Annotated in this window: 17 protein-coding genes; 3 read left to right on the top strand and 14 right to left on the bottom strand. The window is 62.5% G+C overall.

Annotated elements, in window-relative coordinates; all coding sequences use genetic code 11:
* Positions 1–50 precede the first annotated feature (50 nt).
* Entirely contained in the window at positions 51–1,241 is a 1,191-nt protein-coding gene (locus tag EI290_RS13925; RefSeq protein ID WP_125431472.1) for a S1 family peptidase, read from the bottom strand.
* A gap of 104 nt (positions 1,242–1,345) precedes the next feature.
* Positions 1,346–1,927, bottom strand: coding sequence for an RNA polymerase sigma factor (locus tag EI290_RS13920; protein ID WP_125431469.1), 582 nt, complete (start codon positions 1,925–1,927; stop codon positions 1,346–1,348).
* 134 nt (positions 1,928–2,061) lie between these two features.
* On the opposite strand from EI290_RS13920, the gene EI290_RS13915 reads away from it, so the two are divergent.
* Complete coding sequence (locus tag EI290_RS13915; RefSeq protein WP_125431466.1) at positions 2,062–2,310, top strand: hypothetical protein; 249 nt, start codon at positions 2,062–2,064, stop codon at positions 2,308–2,310.
* A 107-nt stretch (positions 2,311–2,417) separates the two neighbouring features.
* Here EI290_RS13915 and EI290_RS13910 read toward each other — a convergent pair whose 3' ends face one another.
* From EI290_RS13910 to EI290_RS13885, 6 genes are all read right to left on the bottom strand, one after another.
* Positions 2,418–4,193 carry a hypothetical protein gene (locus tag EI290_RS13910; RefSeq protein ID WP_125431464.1) on the bottom strand — a complete coding sequence of 592 codons (1,776 nt, stop codon included), beginning with the start codon at positions 4,191–4,193 and terminating at the stop codon, positions 2,418–2,420.
* Positions 4,194–4,221: 28 nt separating this feature from the next.
* The gene (locus EI290_RS13905) at positions 4,222–6,501 is read right to left on the bottom strand and encodes a hypothetical protein (protein WP_125431461.1); all 2,280 of its coding nucleotides are present in this window, start codon (positions 6,499–6,501) and stop codon (positions 4,222–4,224) included.
* Positions 6,498–8,018: a BatA domain-containing protein gene (locus EI290_RS13900; RefSeq protein WP_125431458.1), complete on the bottom strand. Its 1,521-nt coding sequence runs from the start codon at positions 8,016–8,018 to the stop codon at positions 6,498–6,500. Before EI290_RS13900 ends, EI290_RS13905 begins: the two co-directional genes overlap by 4 nt.
* 287 nt (positions 8,019–8,305) lie before the next feature.
* Entirely contained in the window at positions 8,306–8,986 is a 681-nt protein-coding gene (locus EI290_RS13895) for a DUF4468 domain-containing protein (RefSeq protein WP_125431455.1), read from the bottom strand.
* Positions 8,987–9,055: 69 nt separating this feature from the next.
* A complete protein-coding gene (locus tag EI290_RS13890) occupies positions 9,056–9,928 on the bottom strand; it encodes a DUF58 domain-containing protein (RefSeq protein ID WP_125431452.1) in 873 nt (290 codons plus the stop codon).
* Positions 9,929–10,032: 104 nt separating this feature from the next.
* Complete coding sequence (locus EI290_RS13885) at positions 10,033–11,010, bottom strand: AAA family ATPase (protein ID WP_125431449.1); 978 nt, start codon at positions 11,008–11,010, stop codon at positions 10,033–10,035.
* A gap of 178 nt (positions 11,011–11,188) precedes the next feature.
* Between EI290_RS13885 and EI290_RS13880 the strand changes: the two genes are divergently transcribed.
* Positions 11,189–11,851 carry a hypothetical protein gene (locus EI290_RS13880; RefSeq protein WP_125431446.1) on the top strand — a complete coding sequence of 221 codons (663 nt, stop codon included), beginning with the start codon at positions 11,189–11,191 and terminating at the stop codon, positions 11,849–11,851.
* A 387-nt stretch (positions 11,852–12,238) separates the two neighbouring features.
* On the opposite strand, the gene EI290_RS13875 is transcribed toward EI290_RS13880, so the two are convergent.
* On the bottom strand, positions 12,239–12,862 hold the full coding sequence (locus tag EI290_RS13875; RefSeq protein WP_125431443.1) for a DUF4159 domain-containing protein: 624 nt from the start codon (positions 12,860–12,862) through the stop codon (positions 12,239–12,241).
* A 205-nt stretch (positions 12,863–13,067) separates the two neighbouring features.
* Between EI290_RS13875 and EI290_RS13870 the strand changes: the two genes are divergently transcribed.
* Positions 13,068–13,649 (top strand): porin family protein, encoded by a 582-nt coding sequence (locus EI290_RS13870; RefSeq protein WP_125431440.1) that lies wholly within the window; start codon positions 13,068–13,070, stop codon positions 13,647–13,649.
* Here EI290_RS13870 and EI290_RS22865 read toward each other — a convergent pair.
* The 5 genes from EI290_RS22865 to EI290_RS13850 form a co-directional block, all read right to left on the bottom strand.
* A complete protein-coding gene (locus EI290_RS22865) occupies positions 13,646–13,768 on the bottom strand; it encodes a hypothetical protein (protein ID WP_262706456.1) in 123 nt (40 codons plus the stop codon). The genes EI290_RS13870 and EI290_RS22865 overlap by 4 nt on opposite strands.
* A gap of 76 nt (positions 13,769–13,844) precedes the next feature.
* Positions 13,845–15,170 (bottom strand): TldD/PmbA family protein, encoded by a 1,326-nt coding sequence (locus EI290_RS13865; RefSeq protein WP_125431437.1) that lies wholly within the window; start codon positions 15,168–15,170, stop codon positions 13,845–13,847.
* A 97-nt stretch (positions 15,171–15,267) separates the two neighbouring features.
* Positions 15,268–16,920: a TldD/PmbA family protein gene (locus EI290_RS13860; protein WP_125431434.1), complete on the bottom strand. Its 1,653-nt coding sequence runs from the start codon at positions 16,918–16,920 to the stop codon at positions 15,268–15,270.
* A 248-nt stretch (positions 16,921–17,168) separates the two neighbouring features.
* On the bottom strand, positions 17,169–18,500 hold the full coding sequence (locus EI290_RS13855) for a TldD/PmbA family protein (RefSeq protein WP_125431431.1): 1,332 nt from the start codon (positions 18,498–18,500) through the stop codon (positions 17,169–17,171).
* Positions 18,501–18,646: 146 nt separating this feature from the next.
* Entirely contained in the window at positions 18,647–20,299 is a 1,653-nt protein-coding gene (locus EI290_RS13850) for a TldD/PmbA family protein (RefSeq protein WP_125431428.1), read from the bottom strand.
* Positions 20,300–20,389: the final 90 nt, after the last annotated feature.

Below are 20,389 nucleotides of genomic sequence, written 5' to 3'. Positions count from 1 at the left end.
GCCCCGCCGTTTCCGGCAGGGCTTTAAAGTATTAGTGTTGCTAGCCAGGCTTATTCGTACACCTTCACAACAAACACGTAATCCTGAAGCTTACGGATTTGCTGGGGCCGCGAAGTGCCGCTAAGCAGGTTGGTGCGGGGCATGTTGTAGGGCTTACCCGCGTGGGCCGTGCCCAGCGAATCAACCAGCCGCATCAGGTACGACGACTTAGTGGCAAATGCGGCGCTTTGCACGTCCATCTGCCGGCCGCTGATAATACCAATCAGGTTGCCTTTATCATCCAGCAGCGGGCCACCCGAGTTGCCGGGGTTTACCGGAATGCTGATCTGGTAGAATCCCGTGTCGCCCTCAAAGCCGGAGCGGGCACTCAAAGAGCCGTCGTTGAACACCAAATCCTCGCGCGGGTAGCCTAGCGTGTACACCCGCTCGCCCAACTCCGACTGCCCCCGCTTGAATGCATAAGGCAGGCGGCCGAAGCCTTTAAAGCTTTTATCCTTAATCTGCAGAATTGCCAGGTCGTGGGCCACGTCGGTGAACACCGGCTCGGCCCGGTACCGCTGCCGCTCCCGGCTCTCAATCAGCAGCGAGTCGGCCCCCTGAATAACGTGGTAGCTGGTAACCAGATAGCCATCAGCCGTGAGGGCGAAGCCCGTGCCGCTGAACTTACCAGGATTGAGTTTGTCGGGCTGGGGCGCATCCATCTGGTTGAGGGTGCGGTTCATGCTGCGCTGGTTACGCTTGATGCGCTCCACCTCGCGGCGCAGCACCGTATAGCCATACAACGACGGTTTCTGGGAGGCCCGATACATTTCCATGCCCAGCAAAGTGGTAAACACAGCCAGCACCGCCACGGCGGCAGCTACCATCATGGTGGCCCGGTGACCCTGCCAGAACTGGCGCAGCTTTTCCTCGGTGCGCGAAATGCGCAATGCCGGCCGTGGAGCCCGGCCCGTGGCAAATTGCTCCAGTCGCTCGTCCTCCTCGGCCGCTTTGGCCAGGGGGGTAAGGCGTACGGCCCGCTCAGCGTCCATATCGGCATGGATGGCGTGGAGCTTACGGCGCAGGGCCAGCCGGCGGCCATAAGCCGTGAGCGTGCCCGTCAGTTCCTCAAACTCCTGGAGACGCCGGGCCAGTTCGGGGTCGGCGGCAAGGCGGTGCTCCAGGGTGGTGCGCTCCTCTTTAGCCAGCCCGCCGGAGCGGTAGGCGTCAAACAGAGCGTAATAGTCGGCTTCAGTTTTCATGTCTTCGAGAAGTGAGACGATGAGAAGCGAGAAGGAAGAGGATATTCAGGCGACACTTACGGTGGCCGAACATCGTCTCAGTTCTCATTTCTTACATCTCATATCTAAATAAGCTCCTGGTACTGATTGAAAAAGAGTTTTTTCAGGCGCACCAAGCACTTGTATTTCTGATTCTTGGCGTTGTCGGCGTTGGTGTAGCCAAACTCAGCCGTAAGCTGCTGCATCGACTTGTCGAGCAGGTAAAATCCTTCTAAAAGCGAGCGGCAGGGCTCCCCGATGCGGTCCAGGGCCTGGGCCATGGTGCCGAGGCGCCGGTCCCGCTCCTCAGCTTCTTCGAGGTCGGCTTCGGCGCCGGTTTCGAGGTAGGGCTCGTGGTCATCGAGGCGGCCGCCGAAGCGGGTTTTATCGGTGAGCCGTTTCAGCCACAAGCGGCGGCACACGGCGTAGAGGTAGGTTTTGATCTGGCAGCTCAGCTCTAAAGAACCATCACGCACCTTTTCATAGAATACCATTACGCCCTCCTGGTACACATCCTTGGCTTCGTCCTCGGTGCCGCTGTTCTGCAGCACATAGTGCGAAATCATGGGGAAGTGCAGCCGATAGAGCTGCGCCAGCGCCCGGTCGTCGTCGCGGCGGATGGCCGCTACAAACTCCTCGTCGGTGAAGGAAGGTTGTCCCTTACCCATTCGCTTTGTTGGTTAATACGTGGTGAGCGGCCGGGTAACCCGCCAAAAAAATATTTTTAGAAACTGGGTTACCATTTCCGGATATAGGTATCAAGGGCGTTTTTGGACAAAAAAATTTCAAACCTACTAGTACAATGAAGAACCTCCTGAAGGTATCCGCTCTGGCCGTTGTTTTCGCTGCTACCCTCGCTTCTTGCGAGTCGAAGAAAGCTGAAGAAACCACTACTACCACCGAAGCTACTTCGACTGAAGCTACTACGGCTACGACCGATACTACGGTTGCTGCTCCCGCTGCTGACACCGCTGCTGCTGCTACTGCTGCTCCGGCTGCTACCACCACGGAAGCTACCACCACTACCACTACGGCTACCGAAGCCAAGTAATTACGCGCCGGTGTAGCCGGCTTGTGCTTACGATAACCCGGATTTCGCTGCGGCGGAGTCCGGGTTATTTTTTGCCCGAAACCAGCCCGAAGATACGGCTATTCGACTTAGAGCTTTTCTTCCAGCCAGAGCAGCCCGGCTCCCGCCAGAAATACCAGCAGACCCACCCACCGTGGCCAGGTAGTGTGTTGCGCCCCGGCGGCGGCCCCAGCGGCAGCTCCGGCAACCGGCATGGAGTAGGGCTGCGCCGCCGCATACCAAGCCTGCTGTTGAGGCAAGTGCCAGGCCGCGGAATCAAACACGTAGAACCACTGCCGCGCGGCACCCAATCGGGCTTCGTGCCAACCAGCTACTGCCGGCCAGTAGGTAGCAGTAGCCCACTCCGGAATGCGGGCATCCTGCTGGGTCGCGGCCGTGGTGCCGGGGCCGGTGGGGCCGGTTACCGTGAAAGGACCTGCCCCCGCGCCCTCGGCCCGGAGCTGCAGCGGCTCGTTGGGCCGGGGGTAGGGCGTCAGCAGCCGGAGTTCCGGACCGCTAGCCTGGGCGGGGCGAATGGCCGAAAGTAAATGGCCCCAGTAGGCGGTGTACGCCGCGGTTTGCCGTTGCAGAAGCCAGGGAAAGGTTTCGGCGACGGTAGTAGCGGCTACCTGCCCCAGGCCCACGCGCCGCCCGGCCGCTACCAGCTGCTGGTTCGGGCCGGTAATCAGCGGCCGGAGCTGGGCGTTGGGTTGCAGCACGGCCGCTACCACAGAAGCCGGCCGCGGGGCATCAAGCCAGTAAAGAGCCATGGGCAGAGTGCTGGCGGCGGCCGGCCGCGGCAACACCCGGAAAGCCGCCCCGCCGGGCATAGACCGGGGAATAGCGGCGGCATCGGCGAGCAGGAGCACCCCGCAGCCGCCGCGCTGTACGGCTTGGCTCAGGGCCTGGCCTTCGGCGGGCGACAGGGCGGTGAGGGCTCCGGCATCGGCTATTACCACCTCAAAGCGAGCCAGCAGCTCCGGGCTGAGCCGGCTCAGGCTAAGCGAGGCCGGTAGGTTCAGTAGCTCGGTTTGGGTGAGGCCCCGGCTCAGACCAATACGCAGGGCTACGGCGTGCTGACGGGCGGCCAGTTCGTTTTTTAAAAAGCGAATTTCAAACGAGGGAGCTGCGGCCAGCACCAGTACGCGCAATACGCGGGTGGGCCGCACTTCCAGCGGTACCAGCTCCCGGGCCAGCAGCCGACTCTCGGCGCGGGCTTCCAGCCGGTACACGGCCCGGCCCTCGGCCCGGGGGGTAAAGCGCAGTCGGAAAAGCCCCCGGCCCGTCGGCAGCCGAACCGAGTCGCGGGGGGCGCCGGCCGCGTAGAGGCGTACCCAGACCGGTGCCGGTTGGGCCGACCGAAAGCTTCCTTCAAGAGTCCAAGCCTGACCCAGCTCGGGCTGGGTGGGCCAGCTGGCCAGCTGAAAGCCGGTCAACGGGGCATCCTGGTGGGGCAGCAGACGCAGACCCGCCAGCTCGGGCAGGTCGGCGGGCGGCAGGCCCTGGCCCAGCACATGCAAGGTGCGAAGCCGCGGAAACTGCTGCCGCAGGGCCGCCGGGCTACCAACGGCAGCGGTATCGGCCGACTCCGCTGGGCCGTAGCGCCGGACCGGAGTGGCCGGGCCGAGCTGGCGCAGCAGGTCCCGGAGCGTATCGGGGGAATACGAGGCGGTGAGCAGAATTGCCGTAGACGGCGCGGGTATCGTGGTAGTATGGGAGGGAGGAAACGCCATCAGCCCCAGCCCTAGTGCCGCTGCCAGCCCGGCTGCCACCCGCAAGGCCCGGCGTCGGGCATCGGGCCGCCGGAAAGCCAGCACCGTCAGAAGGGTGGCCAGCAGCAGGGTAAGGGCAAAAGCGTAGAGCATGAAAGAAGAGGACGAGAACAGTAGAAAATCAGCGACTTAACTCCTGCAAATACCGGCGGCTCAGCCGATTGCCGGGCAAGGGACGGGCTGTAGGCGCGGGGGATGGGGGCGGTAGCAACTCCGTTAGGGCCCGCTCGATACGGCCCAGATCCACTGACGGGGGAGGCTGCCCGGCCCGGATGCCGGATGCCAGCCGGCGCAGCTCCCGCAAGGCACCCAGATAAGCACCCGGCTGCCGCAGGGCCGCCCGCGCCAGCTCCTGCCCGGCCAGCTCCAGGGCCGCCGCGCTGCCCGCCGCTGCCCGGCCCGTGTGCTGGTATTGCCCCAGCGTGGCCAGCGCCGCCCGAATAGTGGGCTGCCGGGCCGGGGCTGGCAGCTGCTGGCGGCGGCTGGGGGCGGTGGCCCCGGCCAGCTCGCCGGTGAGGCGGGTGGTGGCTTCGGGCATGGGAGGGGGCGTAAAACCGGCTTTCTTGACGTAGGCCCGGGTTTGCTGCTGCACCTGTTTCAGCAGGCGCAGGGCGCGGTACTCGTAGGGCAGGGCCTCCCGGGGGCGGCCAGTACGCAGGCGCAGCTCGGCCTCCCACATTTCGCTCAGTACGGCCCGGAGCTTAGCCTTCACCGTGGGCTCCAGGAAATCGGCCGTTTCGGCATCGTCGTGATGATGGATGTAGGGGTCCATCAGCTCCGCCGTGAGGGCCTCGTGGTCGGAGGTGCCCGGGGCCACGGGCGGGGCGCCGTGGTCGTGGCCGTCGTCGGCGGAGTGCTGTTCGGGGGCGGCCGGGGTGGTTTCGGTGTGGTCCTCTGCTACCACCGAGCCCAAGCCCGGCTCCTCGGCGGGGGCATCGGCTACGGGCGGGCGGGTAGCGGCGCCAATGGTTTCATCGGCTTCTTCCCCCAGAAACTTCCCGTAGCGCATCCGCAATACTTTCTGATCGAAGCCAATGCCGTTGGAGCGGTCCAGCAGCACGGCCCCCGTCAGGCGCTTCTGCTCAGCCAGCAGCTTTTCGGTGTCGATGATAATCTGGCGCTGACTGCGGAAGTAGGCCGGGGCCGTATTCACGCCCAGCGAAACATCCAGCGTGCTTTCCTGCACGGTGGTATCTTCCCACTGCACCAGGTAGGTATCGGAGCGGGCGGCCTGCTGGTGGTTGTCCCAGGTCTGGAGGTAGAAGTACACCTCGTCGCCGTAGGTAAGGCCCAGGGCGGGCAGGTGCAGTACCGGGCGCAGCGTAGCCGCCTTGGGCTGCCCCGCCAGGCCGGCGCTTAGCTCCGTTACCACCTCCCGAAACTTCACGGCCTCGCCCTGGCCCTGGGCAATGGTAGCCACCAGCCGGGCACGGGTCAGGCCGTAGTCGTCGTGCAGCTGGGCCTGAATATTCACCTGCGGCGGCCGGCCAAACTCGACCAGCGTGTACGCTTTGGGGGTGATAATCCGGAGGGTAGGGGCTTGGTCGGGCTGCACCTCAATGGCATAATCGTCGGAGGTTTGCGCCCCCAGCCGCAGCCGGTACAGAGTGGTAGCCGTCAGCGGTTGGCTGACCATAAACTCGGTGGGCTGATTGGGTACCGGCTGCAGAGGAATGCGCCGGCCGCCCAGCTCCAGTACCGGGGCCTGGCGAGTGGCCCGGCTCACCGTTACCAACCACTGCACTTGGCTGCCCTGCGGGCAGCGGAACGAGGGCGTAGCGGGGCTAAACGCTGGCTGGCGGGTGTAGGCCGGCGGTAGCACCCGCAGCCGGGTTTGCCGGATGCGCGGCGCGGCGGCCGGTTGGGCCGGCTCTTCCGAAAAATGCAGGGCTACGGGGGCCGCCGTTGGTGCAACAGCTGGGGCAGTGCCCGGCCGCCCCCATCCGATACCTGCTGCCAGCAGCAGCAGCCCCAGCAGCGCCGCCGCTTCGGTTCGCCACCTGACCGGGAGCAACGGCCCCGCCGCCGCTAGTTCCGGCACCCGGGCCAGAAGCCGCTGCTGTTGCAGCTGCTCCAGCAGGTTTAGCTCGGGGGTAGGGCGCAGCAGCAGCGCGGCGCTGTCTTCCAGCTGCGGGTGCTGGCGGTTAAGGCGGCGCGCAATACCAGAAAGCGGCTCCTGCCAGATGCGCCAGAGCAGCCAGCCGACAACTCCGGCCAGTACCCCCGTCAGGCAACCCACGGCAACGCGGGCCGTGGGCCACACCAGCGCGGCCATCGCCAACACACTGCCTACCCCCAGCACCGGCAACAGCAGGACTACGGTACGGCGGCCTGCCCAGGCGCGGGCCGCCCTACGAATCGGCTCAGCAGTTGGGGCGGAAGTAGCAAGCAGGGGGCTCATTGCGGCGAGGATAAGGAGGAAGCTGCGGGTCGGCGGGCGGCCACCAGCCGTTCGGCCGCAAACAGCAGCCCGGCTACCAGCACCAGCCATGGTGCCAGCGCCCGGCGCGGCGCAGCCTGGCCCGCGGGGCCGTTAGGGGTTGCCGGGCGGGCACTTTGCAGTTGAGCTATAGCCAGAGGGCGGACATCCGGGGAGGGCGACGGGCCGGAGGAAGGCAATAGCAGCGGCAACAGTAGCCCGGGCAATTCCGGACTGTCGGCCAGGCCGCTCCAGGCCGGGTCGAGGCGGGTCCGGAGCCGGTATTGGCCCGCGGGCTGCTCCTGGAGTAAGGCGTGGCCCGAGGCGGTGTACCACCGGGTGCTGCCGGCCCGGGCAGTGGTATCGAGCCGCTGCACCGGTATTGGGTGCGGCAGGCCGGGGGGCTGAAAACGGGTAGCAAACACCGCTGCGCCGGCAGAGGCCTCCTGCCAGACTTGTGCCCCGGAAATAACAGGAGCCGGACCCTCACGGAGCCAGAATAGCCATTCCACCGAATCGGGGGGCAGGGAGGCAGAAACCGTGAGGCGGGGCGGCAGCGGCAGCGTTTCGCCCACGGCCCGCAAGGCCGCCACCAGCACCCGGGCCGAAGCGGTATGCGCGGCATCGGGGCTTACGTGCCAGCGCGGGCGGCGGCGAATGACGGCTAGCCGCTGCACGCGGCCTTGTTGGGTAACAAAGAGCTGCTGCGCCGCGTTGGTGCGCACCTCAACCCCGGGGGCTACCCGCAGCGTGCTTCCGGCAAAGGGCCAGCGCCGCCGAACCAGCTGCACCCGAACTCCGGCCTCGGTTCCGGTAGCCACCAGCACAGTCAGGCTGTCGGGCCGAGGCTGCCAGGCTGCTACCACCTGCCGGCTCGAATCGGGTAGGGGCAGGGGCAGCCACCGGACCTGGGGGGGCAGCGGTACCCGGGTGCCCGCAAAAGCCGCCAGCGTGAGCGGGGCTACTACCACCAACGGCCTTCCGGGCAGAGAGTCGGCCGCGGCTTGTACACTGTGCCAGAGGTTGCGGACCGGAACCGAATCGGGCCGCAAGGGCACTGTCTTGGTCGTGTCGCCGAGGCCCAGGCCCGACCAGGGTAGGGGGGCGCTTACCGGCTGGCGGGCGTGCAGCTGCCGTAGCTCGTAGCCTTGTTGCCGCAAAGAATCCAGCGCCGACTGCAGCGGCAGCAGGTCCGGGGCGGTGAGGGTGGGGGCCAGCAGTACCTGGCCCCGAAGCGGGGGCGGCGGCAGCAGCTGAAATGGCTCGGCTACGGCCAGTGCCAGCAGGGCCACCAGGGCCGCCCGCAGCAAAAATAGCAGGAGCTGCTCGGGGCGCAGGTTACGCAGACGGCGGTTGGCGGCAGCCTCCAGCCACCGCACGCTACCCACTCGCACTACCCGACCCGGCCGGCGGTTCCACAGGTAGATAGCCAAAGGCACGGCTACCCCCAGCAGGGCCAGCCAGCCGGCGGCGGCGTGCGAAAAAATCAGGAGAAGCAAACGGGGTGCAGGTTGAAAGTGCGGACGGGTTGAAGCCTCAACCTAATGAAGCCAGGCTACAGACACAACTTTCCCGGCCGGCGTTGCGGCAGCCCCATGCTCCCACTGGAAAGAACGTATACCCCGAACCTGTTTCGGCCGTCGTTGCCCTTGTACCCCGAAGCTGTGCTTCGGCTCGCACAAGAAGGTAATTAACGCAACTAGAAATTACCCTTTTACGCGGGCCGGAGCACAGCTCCGGAGTACAAGGGCAACGACGGCCGGAGCCCAGTTCCAGGGCACAACGGCTACGGCAGCGGCTGTTTCAGCCGTTGGCCAAGCGAGGCCAGCAGCGTCGTCATGGCGTTCTGAATACCCTGGCACTGCTGCACCATGCGGGGTTTGGGCTGGCCTTGGTCGGTGTACTGGTCGTAGTCGCGCAGCTCAATTTCCACTGGAGCGCGCCGGTTTTGGGCGTCCGTAGTGCCAATCTGGGAAAAATCGTCGGCGCGCTGCCAAAGGGCTAAGCCATTAACGGCCCGACCACTTTCAGCGCTATTCGATGCGTCGGTTTCAGGATAAGTAGGGTAGCTGATATCCGTCAGCTCGTAGTGCAGAGCGCCGGGCTGAGCCCGCAGCCGAAACCGGAACAGCAGCTTGAAGCTGCGGGAATCCTGGTTTTTCTGGGCCGGCGCCACGGCCCGCACTATGGCCTGCCCAATCAGCACGCCCCGGCCGGGGTCGGCCAGCTGCACCACCTCGGCGTAGTTTTCAAACTGTGTAGCCAGCCATTCCTGGGCCCGGCCGTACAGCTCGGCCTGGGGCACGCCTGGCACCACCAGATTTCCCTGGTAGCTGATTTGGTGCGTTACCGAGTCGATGGGTACGATGGGCAGAGGGCGTCGGTAGCCAGTAAGCAAGGGAGCAGTTTGGGCAGAAGCCACCGTCGGGAGGGTCAGCAGCACCGTAGCGAGTAGGATTCGAAGCATAGCAGAATAAGAAAAGAAGGAGACACCTGATTTTCCTGGCTGCACAACTATCGGGCCCAATTCGGGCACTCAGGCCGTAGCCCGCTGCTGCAAAAACCGGCGCAGGGCTCCGGTGAGGGGCTCAGCGGTGCTAAGCTGGTAGTAGTCGAAGCCGTGGGTGCGGGCCTGACGGGCCGTGTCGCGGAGCCACTGCTGCAACTGCTGCTGCCAGGCCCGGCGCTGCTGGCCGGCATCCAGCTGCAGCTGCTGCCCGGTCTCCAGGTCCTCGAAGGTAACGGCTCCTTTGAAGGTGAATTCCAGCTCGTTGCGGGCCAGCAGGTGCAGCAGCAGCACCTCGCCGGTGGCGGCGCGCAGGCGGGTGAGGAGCTGCTCAATCTCGCCGCTCTCCTCGTACAAGTCGCTCACGCACACCGTCAGGGCCGGCTGGCGGCGGGCCGTGAGCGGGGCCAGCGTAGCCGCATCCGGAAAGCGGCCGGCGGCTTCAATGCTCTCCAAAGTATGATAAATGCGGGGCAGCTGCCGGGAGTCGGCGCGGGGTGGCAGGTGCTGCAGGCCCTGGGGCAGCAGCACGGTAAGCGCCACGGCGTCGCCCTGTTGGGTAGCCACATAGGCCAGGGCGGCGCACAGCAGGCGGCCGTACTGTAGCTTGCTCAGGCCGTTGTCGTCCTGGTGGTTCATGCTGGCGGTAGCATCCAGCACCAGATGCACTACCAGACTGGTATCCACCTCCGATTCGCGCAAGTAGTACCGGTCGGAGCGGGCTGCCAGCCGCCAGTCGAGGCGGCGCAGGTCGTCGCCGGGCTGGTACGGGCGGTACTGGCTGAACTCCATGCCCGCACCCTTGCGCCGGCTGGCATGGGCCCCGTGCAGCACGCCCTCGGCCGCTTGCCTGGCGGCCAGCGGCAGATTATGCAGGGCATGAAGGTGTTCAGGCGTGAGCATGGGAAATAAGTTTCTGGTTTCTGGTTTCTAGTTGCTCGTTGCTGGTTATCAAGACTGAGCTAACAACCAGCAACGAGCAACCAGCAACTAAAACCCAGTAACACTTAAAGACTAATTCCTTTCAATAACGCTGCTACAGCATCATCCGGGGTCAGGCCTTCGGCTTCGGCACTGAAGTTCAGTAGCACGCGGTGGCGGAGCACGGCGGGGGCCAGGGCCTGCACATCGTCCAGGGTGGCAGCGAAGCGGCCGTGCAGCAGGGCCCGGGCTTTGGCGCACAGAATCAGGGCTTGCCCGGCCCGAGGGCCGGCCCCCCAGCGGCCATACTCCCGGATGAAGGCTACTTCGGAAGTGGCCGGGCGGGTGGCCCGCACCAGGCGGTTTACCAAGCTCAGCAGCTCAGCGCTAATGCTGACCTGGCGCGTGAGCAACTGCAGCTGGCGAATTTCCTCGCCGCCCAGCACCGGCTGCACCGCCTGCCGGCTGATGCCGGTGGTACCGCTGAGCACGGCCAACTCCTCCTGCTCGGTGGGGTAGCCAATGCGCACGTACAGCAGAAACCGGTCGAGCTGGGCCTCAGGCAGGGGGTAGGTACCGCTCTGCTCGATGGGGTTTTGGGTGGCCAGCAGAAAAAATGGCTTGGGCAGGGCGTGCTCCTGACCAGCGTAGGTTACGTGGCCTTCCTGCATGGCCTCCAGCAGGGCGGCCTGGGTTTTGGGTGGGGTCCGGTTGATTTCATCGGCCAGCACCAGACTGGCGAAGATGGGACCCGGATTGAACTTGAATGAACGGTGCCCCGTGCCGTGGTCCTCTTCCAGAATCTCGGTGCCCAGAATATCGGTGGGCATCAGGTCGGGGGTAAACTGGATGCGGCGGAAAGGCAGGTCGGTGGCCTGGGCCAGGGTGCGCACCAGCAGGGTTTTGGCCAGGCCCGGCACGCCTTCCAGCAGGGCGTGGCCCCCGGCCAGCAAAGCCACCAGCACTTCCTCCAGCACCTCCTGCTGGCCCACAATCACCTTTCCGATTTCCTGTTTGAGCAGCGGTATTTTTTGAAGCAGGCGGGTTACGTCTTGTTCAGTCACGGAAAACGGCGTTGAAAAGTCAGGGCGGAAGATAGAAGCAGAAGCGGTATAAAGTCAGCAGAACTGCGCCAAGGATGCTTGCGGCAGGAGTAGCTGCCGCATTTTTCTGCACCCCATAAAGTCTGAACCACCCGGAAGCTGGTTTGCCCCGCCCGCTGCCAACCGGCTACTTCAAGCCATGATACGCAACTCCTCCCGCATTTTTCGACCCGGCTGGTGGCTGGCCGCCTTGCTGCTCAGCGCCGTGCCGGCCCTACCCGCTCTGGCCCAGACGGCCCCCGATACCACCGCTCCGGCCCGGGTTGGCCTGCGGCACGCCCTACGGCTGGATGTAGGCGGAATACTGCTCCGTAATGTGGCGTATAATGCGCTTAATACCGATACCCGTTTGCTTCTGCCCGTATTGGTGGGCTACGAGCAGCAGCTGGGGCGGCGCAGCAGCGGCAGCGTTGAGGTGCTCCTGAACGGCGGGCAGCCCACTGAACGAACTTCCGGCGTTGCGCTACAGGGGCGCTACTACCTGTACCAAGGCCGCCAGACGGGGTTGGCAGGGGTGTACGTGGCTCCTACGCTGGGCTACCGGGGCGTGAAGCAGAATGCCTACTACAACGCCTACAACGAAAACCGGAAATTGGGCGGGGCAGGCGTACTGCTGGGCGCTCAGCTGCCATTGGGCCACCAGAGCCGCTTTCTGCTCGATGTAGCAGGCGGCATCATGACCTGGCGGCGCCTGAACAAGAGCCCCTACGCCGGCACACCCGGGTATTATGATACCGGCACGTACTACGAGGAAAACGGGGCTGTTTTTGATGGCCGCCTCAGCCTGGGCTACCGGTTCTAAGCCCCTACGCCGCCGGCCCGAAGAAGCGCGTCAGGTTTAGCTGAATGCTCCAGTTTTTGGCCTGAGGGCGGTAGCCGATGCAGGGGCTGGTGGCGTAATATATGGTACCGTTGTGCTTCTACGTCTATTATTATTTGGTGCAGTAGCCTTTCTGCGTGAATAGCAGCGCGGGCTGTACTGCCACCCTACATCCGGCTCGGCAGCAATGCCCGCCTGCCCGCCCGGATAGTTGGGCCGTAGCGGAATGTCCAAGTAATCAGGAGGTGGGCTAGTGAGCTTGGTCAGCTGCCCGCCTACGTGCACCCCGTACTCCTGCATAGACGCATGCAATGGGGCAAAGTTTACCTGTACCTGCGCCAGTGCAGAGAAGGCCAAGCCATAGAGAAGCTAAGCCGTAAGGGCGTATAGAATGATATTGACGCCGAATTTGGTGTTGTCTTCGGCTAAAAACCGCTTGTTGCGAAAGTCATAATCCCACTCGCAGCCGTAGTCTTTATTGGAATACAGCACCGCCAGCCGCCCGTTTATCTCAATGCCTTTCAGATAGTCATGCACCAGGTCGTCGCCCCAGCCGTTGAGCTCGAAGCCGGTGTTGGGCGGGCCGTCGGGGAACTTGAAAAACTGCGAGTAAATAGGGTGCGACTTGGGCAGCTTCTTTAGCGCCCCCGCCCCGAAGCACACCCGCATCTGCTCCTCAAACGAGCGGGCAAACAGCCCGTCGATGTCGTGGTTGCAGTCGTCCACAAACACGAAGCCCCCGCCCCGTACATACTGCTCGAAGTTGCGCCGCTCGGGGGCCGAAAACTGCACCAGCCGGTGGCCCGAGAGGTAGCAGAATGGGTAGCGAAACAGCTCCGGCGAGTCCAGGGCCACTACTTTCTCCTTGGCAATTACGGGCACTTTGGTGTACTGCACCAAGGAGTGAAGCAAGTTGGCGGGCATCCGCTCATCCACGGCGTCCCAGTCGCCGGAGTGGTATTGCAGGCGCACGAAGGTGAACGGAGCAGGCATGAAGGGGAGGAGAGAAAAGACAAAAATCGGGGCAAAGACGCAGCTACTTCCCTAAAGGTGGCTTGCCGCCTGCCCCAACCCGATGAATAGCCAGCCGGCCGCGGCCTCAAACAGGCATGATTTATGGCTGGTAAACATACACTTGAAACGCCGGTAGCCGTTAGCAGAGCCGGAGTATGTTGTTAACCCAGTGAGCCCCTGTTGTATGAAACGTTTTCTGTTCCTGCTGCCACTGCTGCTGTTGGCCGCGGCAGCCCACGCCCAGTTTGGTATAAAAGCCGGCCTCAATGCTGCCGTCCTTGATGGCGAGAACCTGGGTTCCACTTCCACCAGGTACAAAACCTACTACCACGCCGGCTTGCTGTATGAGGCCAAAGTGCTGGGCCCGGTTACCATTCAGCCGGAGCTGCTGTATTCCCTGCAGGGCAGCTCTTTCCGCACAGCCATTGGAAACTACGATGCCAAGCTGCACTACCTCAACCTGCCCGTACTGGCCAAGGTAACGGTAGGGCCGGTGTTTGTGGAGGCCGGCCCGCAACTGGGGTTTATGGTGTCCCGCCAGGACGATAATGTGGTGGGCGGCAACAGCAGCTACACCTTCAAACGCACCGATTTTACCCTGGCGGCCGGGGGCGGCCTCAAGCTGGGCAACCTGCTGCTGGGGGCCCGCTTCAATGCCGGCCTCAACGACATCAACGACACCCGCAACCTGAGCGGCCCCAACGACCCGCGCTTTAAGAATCGGGTGATACAGGGCTACGTGGCCTACCAGTTCGACAACGACTAGCTACCCGGCCGGACCGAGCTTTTCTGGGCGGCAGTGGCCCCCGATAGGGTGTTGGCTTGCTGGGCGTGAGCCTGCCAGCCTACTCCTAACAGCACCAGCATTCTGTATATACGCTTCATCAGCCAGATGAAAATGATATGTGGCCTCTGGTAACAAGCGTACCAGAGGCCACATATCTGCCACCAGGCCGGGTAGTTACACCGCGTCGGAGAGGCTGGTAAACGTGAAGTCCCGGATTTTTAGGGGCGGCACCAGGTTGCCGCCCAGGCGCACGGGCTTGCCAATGGCCTCCACGTTGTTGAGCATGATAATGGGCGACTCGTTGAAGCGGAAGTTCTTGATAGGAAACTTGATTTTGCCGTTTTCGATGTAGAACGTTCCGTCCCGGGTAAGGCCGGTGTACAGCAGCGTCTGGGGGTCCACGTCGCGGATGTACCACAGGCGCGTAACCAGAATACCCTTGGCAGTGCTCTTAATCAGGTCCTGTACGCTCTGGGTGCCGCCTTCCATGATGAAGTTGCCGGGAAAAGCCGTGGCTGCTTTGCCTGTTTTCTGGGCCCAGTAGCGGGAGTAGTACAGGTTTTTAACCACGCCTTTCTCAATCCAGTTCATGCGCTTCACCGGCAGGCCTTCGTAGTCGAATACGCCGCTGGGAGCCTGGGCATTGAGGGGGTCAGAGTAAATGGTAATGCGCGGGTCAAAGAGCTTGTCACCCAGCTTATTACCCCCACCTTTTTTGCTCAGAAAGGAGCGCCCCTCGTCGGCCTCCCGGGCCCCGAGGCTGTACATCAGGTTGTTGAGCAGCCCCTCATCCGATACCAGAGCGGCGGGCTCCAGAATCACGGTGTACTTGCCGGGCTCCAGCGCCCGGGCATTGCGGGAGCCGGCGGCCTTATCGGCGGCCAGCTGGGTGAGGCTTTTGGCGTTGAATTTGGCCACATCGGTGTAGTCGGCCACGGCATAACCCGAACCGGTACCATCGGGGGTGCGCACTGTCACCGAGAAATCCAGGCTGGTACTCTGCTGGTAGGCTTCCAGCCCCTTGTTGTTGCGCAGGGCCTGAAAGTAGGCGCCATCTTCGAGGTAACCAGCCGCCGTGAGGCTCTTGGCACTGCACAGCGCAATACTGTCGCCGGCGGCCTGGGCGCGCAGATCAGGGGTAATGGCAGCCGTGCTGGCGGCGTAGCTCACGGGCGTGAGGTACTGCTGGGGGCCCAGCAGGGGCATGTACTCGGGGTCTTCGGGGGCCAGGCGGGCAATTTCCTCGGCTCGCTGCACGCAGCGGCGTAGGGTAGCATCGTCGAACTCGTTGCAGGTGGCTATGCCCGAGCGTTTGCCAAACCGCGCTTCTACGGCCAGGCTCACGTTGTCCTGGGCCCCGGCCGTACTCACCGAGTTGCGGGCGTAGCGAATATTACCGGTGGTGCGCCCGTTCAGGTTGGCCTGGCACTCGTCGGCGGTGCTGAACCCAATGACTTTTTTGAGGATTGCCTGCGCTTCGTCTTTGGAAAGAATAGCCATGTCTTTTTGAGCTATTAGCTGTTGGCTGTTAGCCGTTAGCTGCTGGCTGATAGCTTCCTGCACGGAAGCGAACAGCCAGCAGCTAACGGCTAACAGCTTAAATTTTCCGGGCGGTGTTGATGACGTTGACCGAGTTGAAGCGGCTAGTACTGGAACCGTGGCTCACGGCCGAGGACTGGCTGGGCTGGCCCTTGCCGTCGTTAAAGAAGCCTGCAAACCGGTAATCCGACTGGTCGCACACGGCCGCACAGGAGTTCCAGAACTCCAGGGTGTTGGTCTGGTAAGCCACGTCCTCGAGCATGCCCGTAATTTTGCCCTTCTCAATGGCATAGAACACCTGCCCGCCAAACTGGGAGTTGTAGCGCTGCTGGTCGATGCTGAAGGAGCCATTGCCGGCAATGTAGATGCCTTTTTCCACGTTCTTCACCATGTCGTCTACGCTCAGCTTGGCTGCGCCGGGCTTGAGGCTGATGTTGGGCATACGCTGGAACTGCACATCCTGCCACGACTGGGAGTAGCAGCATCCGTCGGACTCCTGCTGGCCCACAATGTGCGCCTGGTCCCGGATTTTCTCATAATCCACCAAGATGCCCTCCTTGATGAGGTTCCACTCTTTGGTCTTCACGCCCTCATCATCGTAGCCTACGGCACCTAGGGAGCCGGGCTGCAGCTTGTCGGCCACAATATTCACTTGTTTGGAGCCGTAAGGCTGACCTTTGGCTTTCCACTCCAGCGTGGCGAAGGAGGTGCCGGCATAGTTGGCCTCGTAGCCCAGCACCCGGTCCAGCTCCAGCGGGTGCCCCACCGATTCGTGAATAGTGAGGCCCAGGTGGTGAGGGTCCAGTACCAGGTCGTACTTACCGGGTACCACGCTTTTGCAGGTGAGCTTTTCCTTGGCCTGACGGGCAGCCAGGGCGGCATCTTCCAGCATATCATAGCTGTACTTGTAGCCGATAACGCCCGAGCCCTGAGGGCCGGCCACTTTGTCCTCGGCCTTGGGCGTGAGGTACTCGTAGCCCAGGCCCATGGGCGAGCTGAGCGCCTGCCGACTCCGGAACTTGCCCGAGGCCCGGTCTACCACCGTCACCCCGAACGTGGGGAAAATGCGGTGAATGTCCTGGTCGATGTAAGAGCCGTCGGTGCTGGCAAAATACTTCTGCTCATTCACCTGAAACAGCACCGAGTTTACGAAGGAGGCCCCGTTTTCCAGGGCTTTGGCGTTGGTAGCCAGTAGCAAATCCACCTTGTCCTTGATGGGTACCTCGAAGGCATTCTGCTTGATGGGGGCTTTCCACTCTACCTCCCCGAAGCCTTTCTGGGGAGCCAGCTTCACCTGCTCTTTCTGTACTTTTGAGTTAGCCTTGGCAATCTGCACGGCCAGCTGGGCCGCTTTGGCAATACCGGCTTCGGTTACCTGGTTGGTAGAGGCAAAGCCCCAGGTGCCATTGGCAATTACCCGCACCCCCGCGCCGTAGCTTTCTGTACTTACAATGTTCTGCACCTGCTTCTCGCGGGTGAACACGCCCTGGTTGAGGTAGCGGCCAATGCGCACATCGGCGTAGGTGGCTCCGGCGGCTTTAGCAGCGTTCAGGGCCGCATCGGCCATGCGCTTCTTCAGGGCTACATCGGGGCCGGGTTCCAGCAGGCGCAAGGGGTCCACGGCGTCGCCAGCGGCGAAACCCGGCACGGAAGGCAGCCACAAGGCCCCGGCCGCCAGGCCGGTAATGCCCACAAAGTCACGTCTTTTCATATTACAGATAGTGCAGATGGTTCAGATGCCACAGATTCGTTCTGATGACTGGGAAAATCACAGATGGTGCTGATGCCGCCGCAGGTGCCGCAGATTCGTGCTGGTGACTGGGATGCCATAGCCAAGAGGGGTGCCAGATGAAATTATGCTGCTCTGCCGACTACACTTTGTTAGTCTTTAGCATCCTTTTTCATCCACCATCAGAACAAATCTGCGGCACCTGCGGCGGCATCTGCACCATCTATGATTTACACCGCGTCGGAGAGGCTGGTAAACGTGAAGTCCCGGATTTTCAGGGGCGGCACCAGGTTGCCGTTCACGCGCACCGGCTTGCCAATGGCTTCCAGGTTGTTGAGCATGATAATGGGCGACTCGTTGAAGCGGAAGTTCTTCACCGGATGCTTGATTTTGCCGTTTTCGATGTAGAACGTTCCGTCCCGGGTGAGGCCGGTGTACAGCAGCGTCTGGGGGTCGACGGGACGGATGTACCACAGGCGCGTAACCAGAATACCGCGCTGGGTGCCTTTGATGAGGTCGGCAGTGCTTTGGGTACCGCCTTCCATAATCCAGCCACCGGGCCGCGGAATATCCGGAATGCCAGCCTTCTGCGCCCAGAAACGGGAGGTATAGAGGTTTTTTACCACGCCCTTCTCAATCCAGGTAATTTTCTGCTGGGGGCGGCCGTCACCTGAGAAGGTAAGGTCGGCAATTTCCGGGTTCAAAGGATCGGAGTAGATGGTTACCCGCTCATCGAACAGCTTTTCACCCTTGCGGTTGCCGCCACCCTTCTTGCTCAGGAAGGAGCGTCCTTCGTCGGCGTTGCGGGCATCCAGGGCGCTCATCAGGGCCTGCATTAGCGAGGCGTCGGAGTTGGCTACCAGCGCGGCCGGTTCCAGAATAACGGTGTACTTGCCGGGCTCCAGGGCCTGGGCATTGCGGGAGCCGGCCGCTTTATCGGCGGCAATCTGAGTGAGGCGGCGGGCGTCGAACTTGCTGGCGTCGTTGTAGTCGGCGGTGGCGTAGCCTGAGCCGGTGCCATCCGGCGTACGCACCGTAATGCTGAACTCCAGGCCGGAGGTCTGCTGGTAGGCTTCGAGGCCCTTGCTGTTGCGCTTGGCCACAAAACCGGCCCCATCGTTGAGGAAAGCCGCCGAAGTCAGTTTCTTCTCGTCGCAGAGTTTCATGCTGGCCCCCACCTGAGCGGCCCGGTAGTCGGGCGTGATGTCGGCGGTGGCTTTGGCGAAGCTGCCTGGGGAGGCGAGGTACTTCTGGGGGCCCAGGAAAGGCATGTACTCGGGGCTTTCGGGGGCCAGACGGGCAATTTCCTCGGCCCGCTGCACGCAGCTGCGCAGCGTGGCGTCATCAAACTGGTTGCAGGTAGCTACGCCCGAGCGTTTACCGAACCGGGACTCTACCGTCAGGCTCACGTTATCCACGGCGCCGCTGGTGCTGATGGCGTTGCGGGCCGAGCGTACGTTGCCGCCGGTCTGGCCGTTGAGTGTGGCCTCGCACTCGTCGGCCTTGCTGAAGCTGAGCACCTTTTGCAGAATACCCTGCGCTTCGGATTGGGAAAGAATCATATCAAATGTGCGGAATGTGGATAAATGAGAGAAGAATGTGAGAAATGAATGGGGTGCAGACTTAAATAACGAGCCTAAGGGTCAGCCAATGCGTGGTCAAGACCAAGCACATTACTCACATTCTGCACATTTCTCACATTCAAATTCTATCCGATTTTGCGGGCGGTGTTGATGACGTTGACCGAGTTGAAGCGCGTGGTGCTGGAGCCGTGGCTCACGGCCGATACCTGCGGAGGCTGGCCTTTGCCGTCGAAGAAGGAGCCAAACAACCGGTAGTCCGACTGGTCGCAGATAGCCGCGCAGGAGTTCCAGAACTCCACGGTATTGGTCTGGTAGGCTACGTCCTCCAGAATGCCGGCAATTTTGCCCTTCTCAATGGCGTAGAACACGGTACCGCCAAACTGGGAGTTGTAGCGCTGCTGGTCGATGCTGAACGAGCCCCGGCCGGCAATGTAAATGCCCTTCTCCACCTTGCTGATCATGTCGTCCACGCTCATTTTTTCGGTGCCGGGCTTGAGGCTGATGTTGGCCATGCGCTGGAACTGCACATCCTGCCACGACTGGGAGTAGCAGCACCCATCGGACTTGGTCTGGCCCACGATGTGCGCCTGGTCCCGGATTTTCTGGTAGTCAACCAGCTTGCCATCTTTAATAATGTCCCATTCGCCGGTTTTCACGCCTTCATCATCGAAGCCTACGGCACCCAGGGAGCCGGGCTGGGTTTTGTCGGCAATAATGTTCACCAGCTTGGAGCCGTAGGGCTGGCCCTTGGCTTTCCAGTCGAGAGTGGCGAAGGAAGTACCAGCGTAGTTGGCCTCGTAGCCCAGCACCCGGTCCAGCTCGGTGGCGTGGCCAATGCTTTCGTGGATGGTAAGGCCCAGGTGGTTGGGGTCCAGTACCAAGTCGTATTTACCAGGTACCACGCTTTTCGCAGTGAGCTTCTCCTTGGCCTGCTTGGCGGCCAGGGCGGCATCCTCCAGGATGTCGTAGCTGTACTTGTAGCCTACCAGCCCGGTGCCGGCGGGGCCGGCAATTTTGTCCTGGGCCTTGGGCTGCATGTACTCGTAGCCCATGCCCATGGGCGAGCTGAGCGCCTCCCGAGTGCGGAACTTGCCTGAAGCCCGGTCAATGGCCGTAACTGAGAAATTGGGCCAGATGCGGTGAATGTCCTGGTCGATGTAAGAGCCGTCGGTGCTGGCGAAATACTTCTGCTCGTTGATCTGAAACAGGGCCGAGTTTACGAAGGAGGCCCCGTTTTCCAGGGCCTTGGCGTTGGCGGCCAGTAGCAGGTCCACCTTGTCCTTTACCGGCACCTCAAAGGCGTTTACCTGAATGGGCGTTTTCCAGGAAACCTCCCCAAAACCCTGCTGGGGAGCCAATTTTACGGGCTCTTTCTGCACTTTGGCGTTGGCCTTGGCAATCTGCACGGCCAGCTGGGCGGCCTTGGCCATGCCGGCTTCGGTTACCTGGTTGGTAGAGGCAAAGCCCCAGGTGCCGTTGGCAATTACCCGGATGCCGGCCCCGAAACTCTCCCCGCTGGCAATGTTCTGCACCTGCTTCTCGCGGGTGAACACGCTCTGGTTAAGGTAGCGGCCAATGCGCACATCGGCGTAGGTGGCTCCAGCCGATTTGGCGGCATTCAGGGCCGCATCGGACAGGCGTTTTTTTACGGCGGGGTCGAGGCCGGGCTCCAGCAGGCGGGCGGGGTCAACCAGGGAGCCGCCCAGGGCCGGCACCGAGGGCAGCCAGATGGCGCCGGCCGCCAGACCAGTCAGGCCTACAAAGTCGCGTCTGTTCAAAGAAGTAAAGGTTTGGGTGATGAGGAAGGAGTAAGCCGAGGAAGTTTAGGCAGAAGTGCTGCCAATTGCAACCTACCGACGTAAATCCCG

Origin of the sequence: Hymenobacter metallilatus (assembly GCF_003944705.1) — a bacterium.
Taxonomy (GTDB): domain Bacteria; phylum Bacteroidota; class Bacteroidia; order Cytophagales; family Hymenobacteraceae; genus Hymenobacter; species Hymenobacter metallilatus.
Note: the sequence above shows the minus strand (reverse complement) of the source record. Positions and strands in the feature narration are given on the sequence as shown.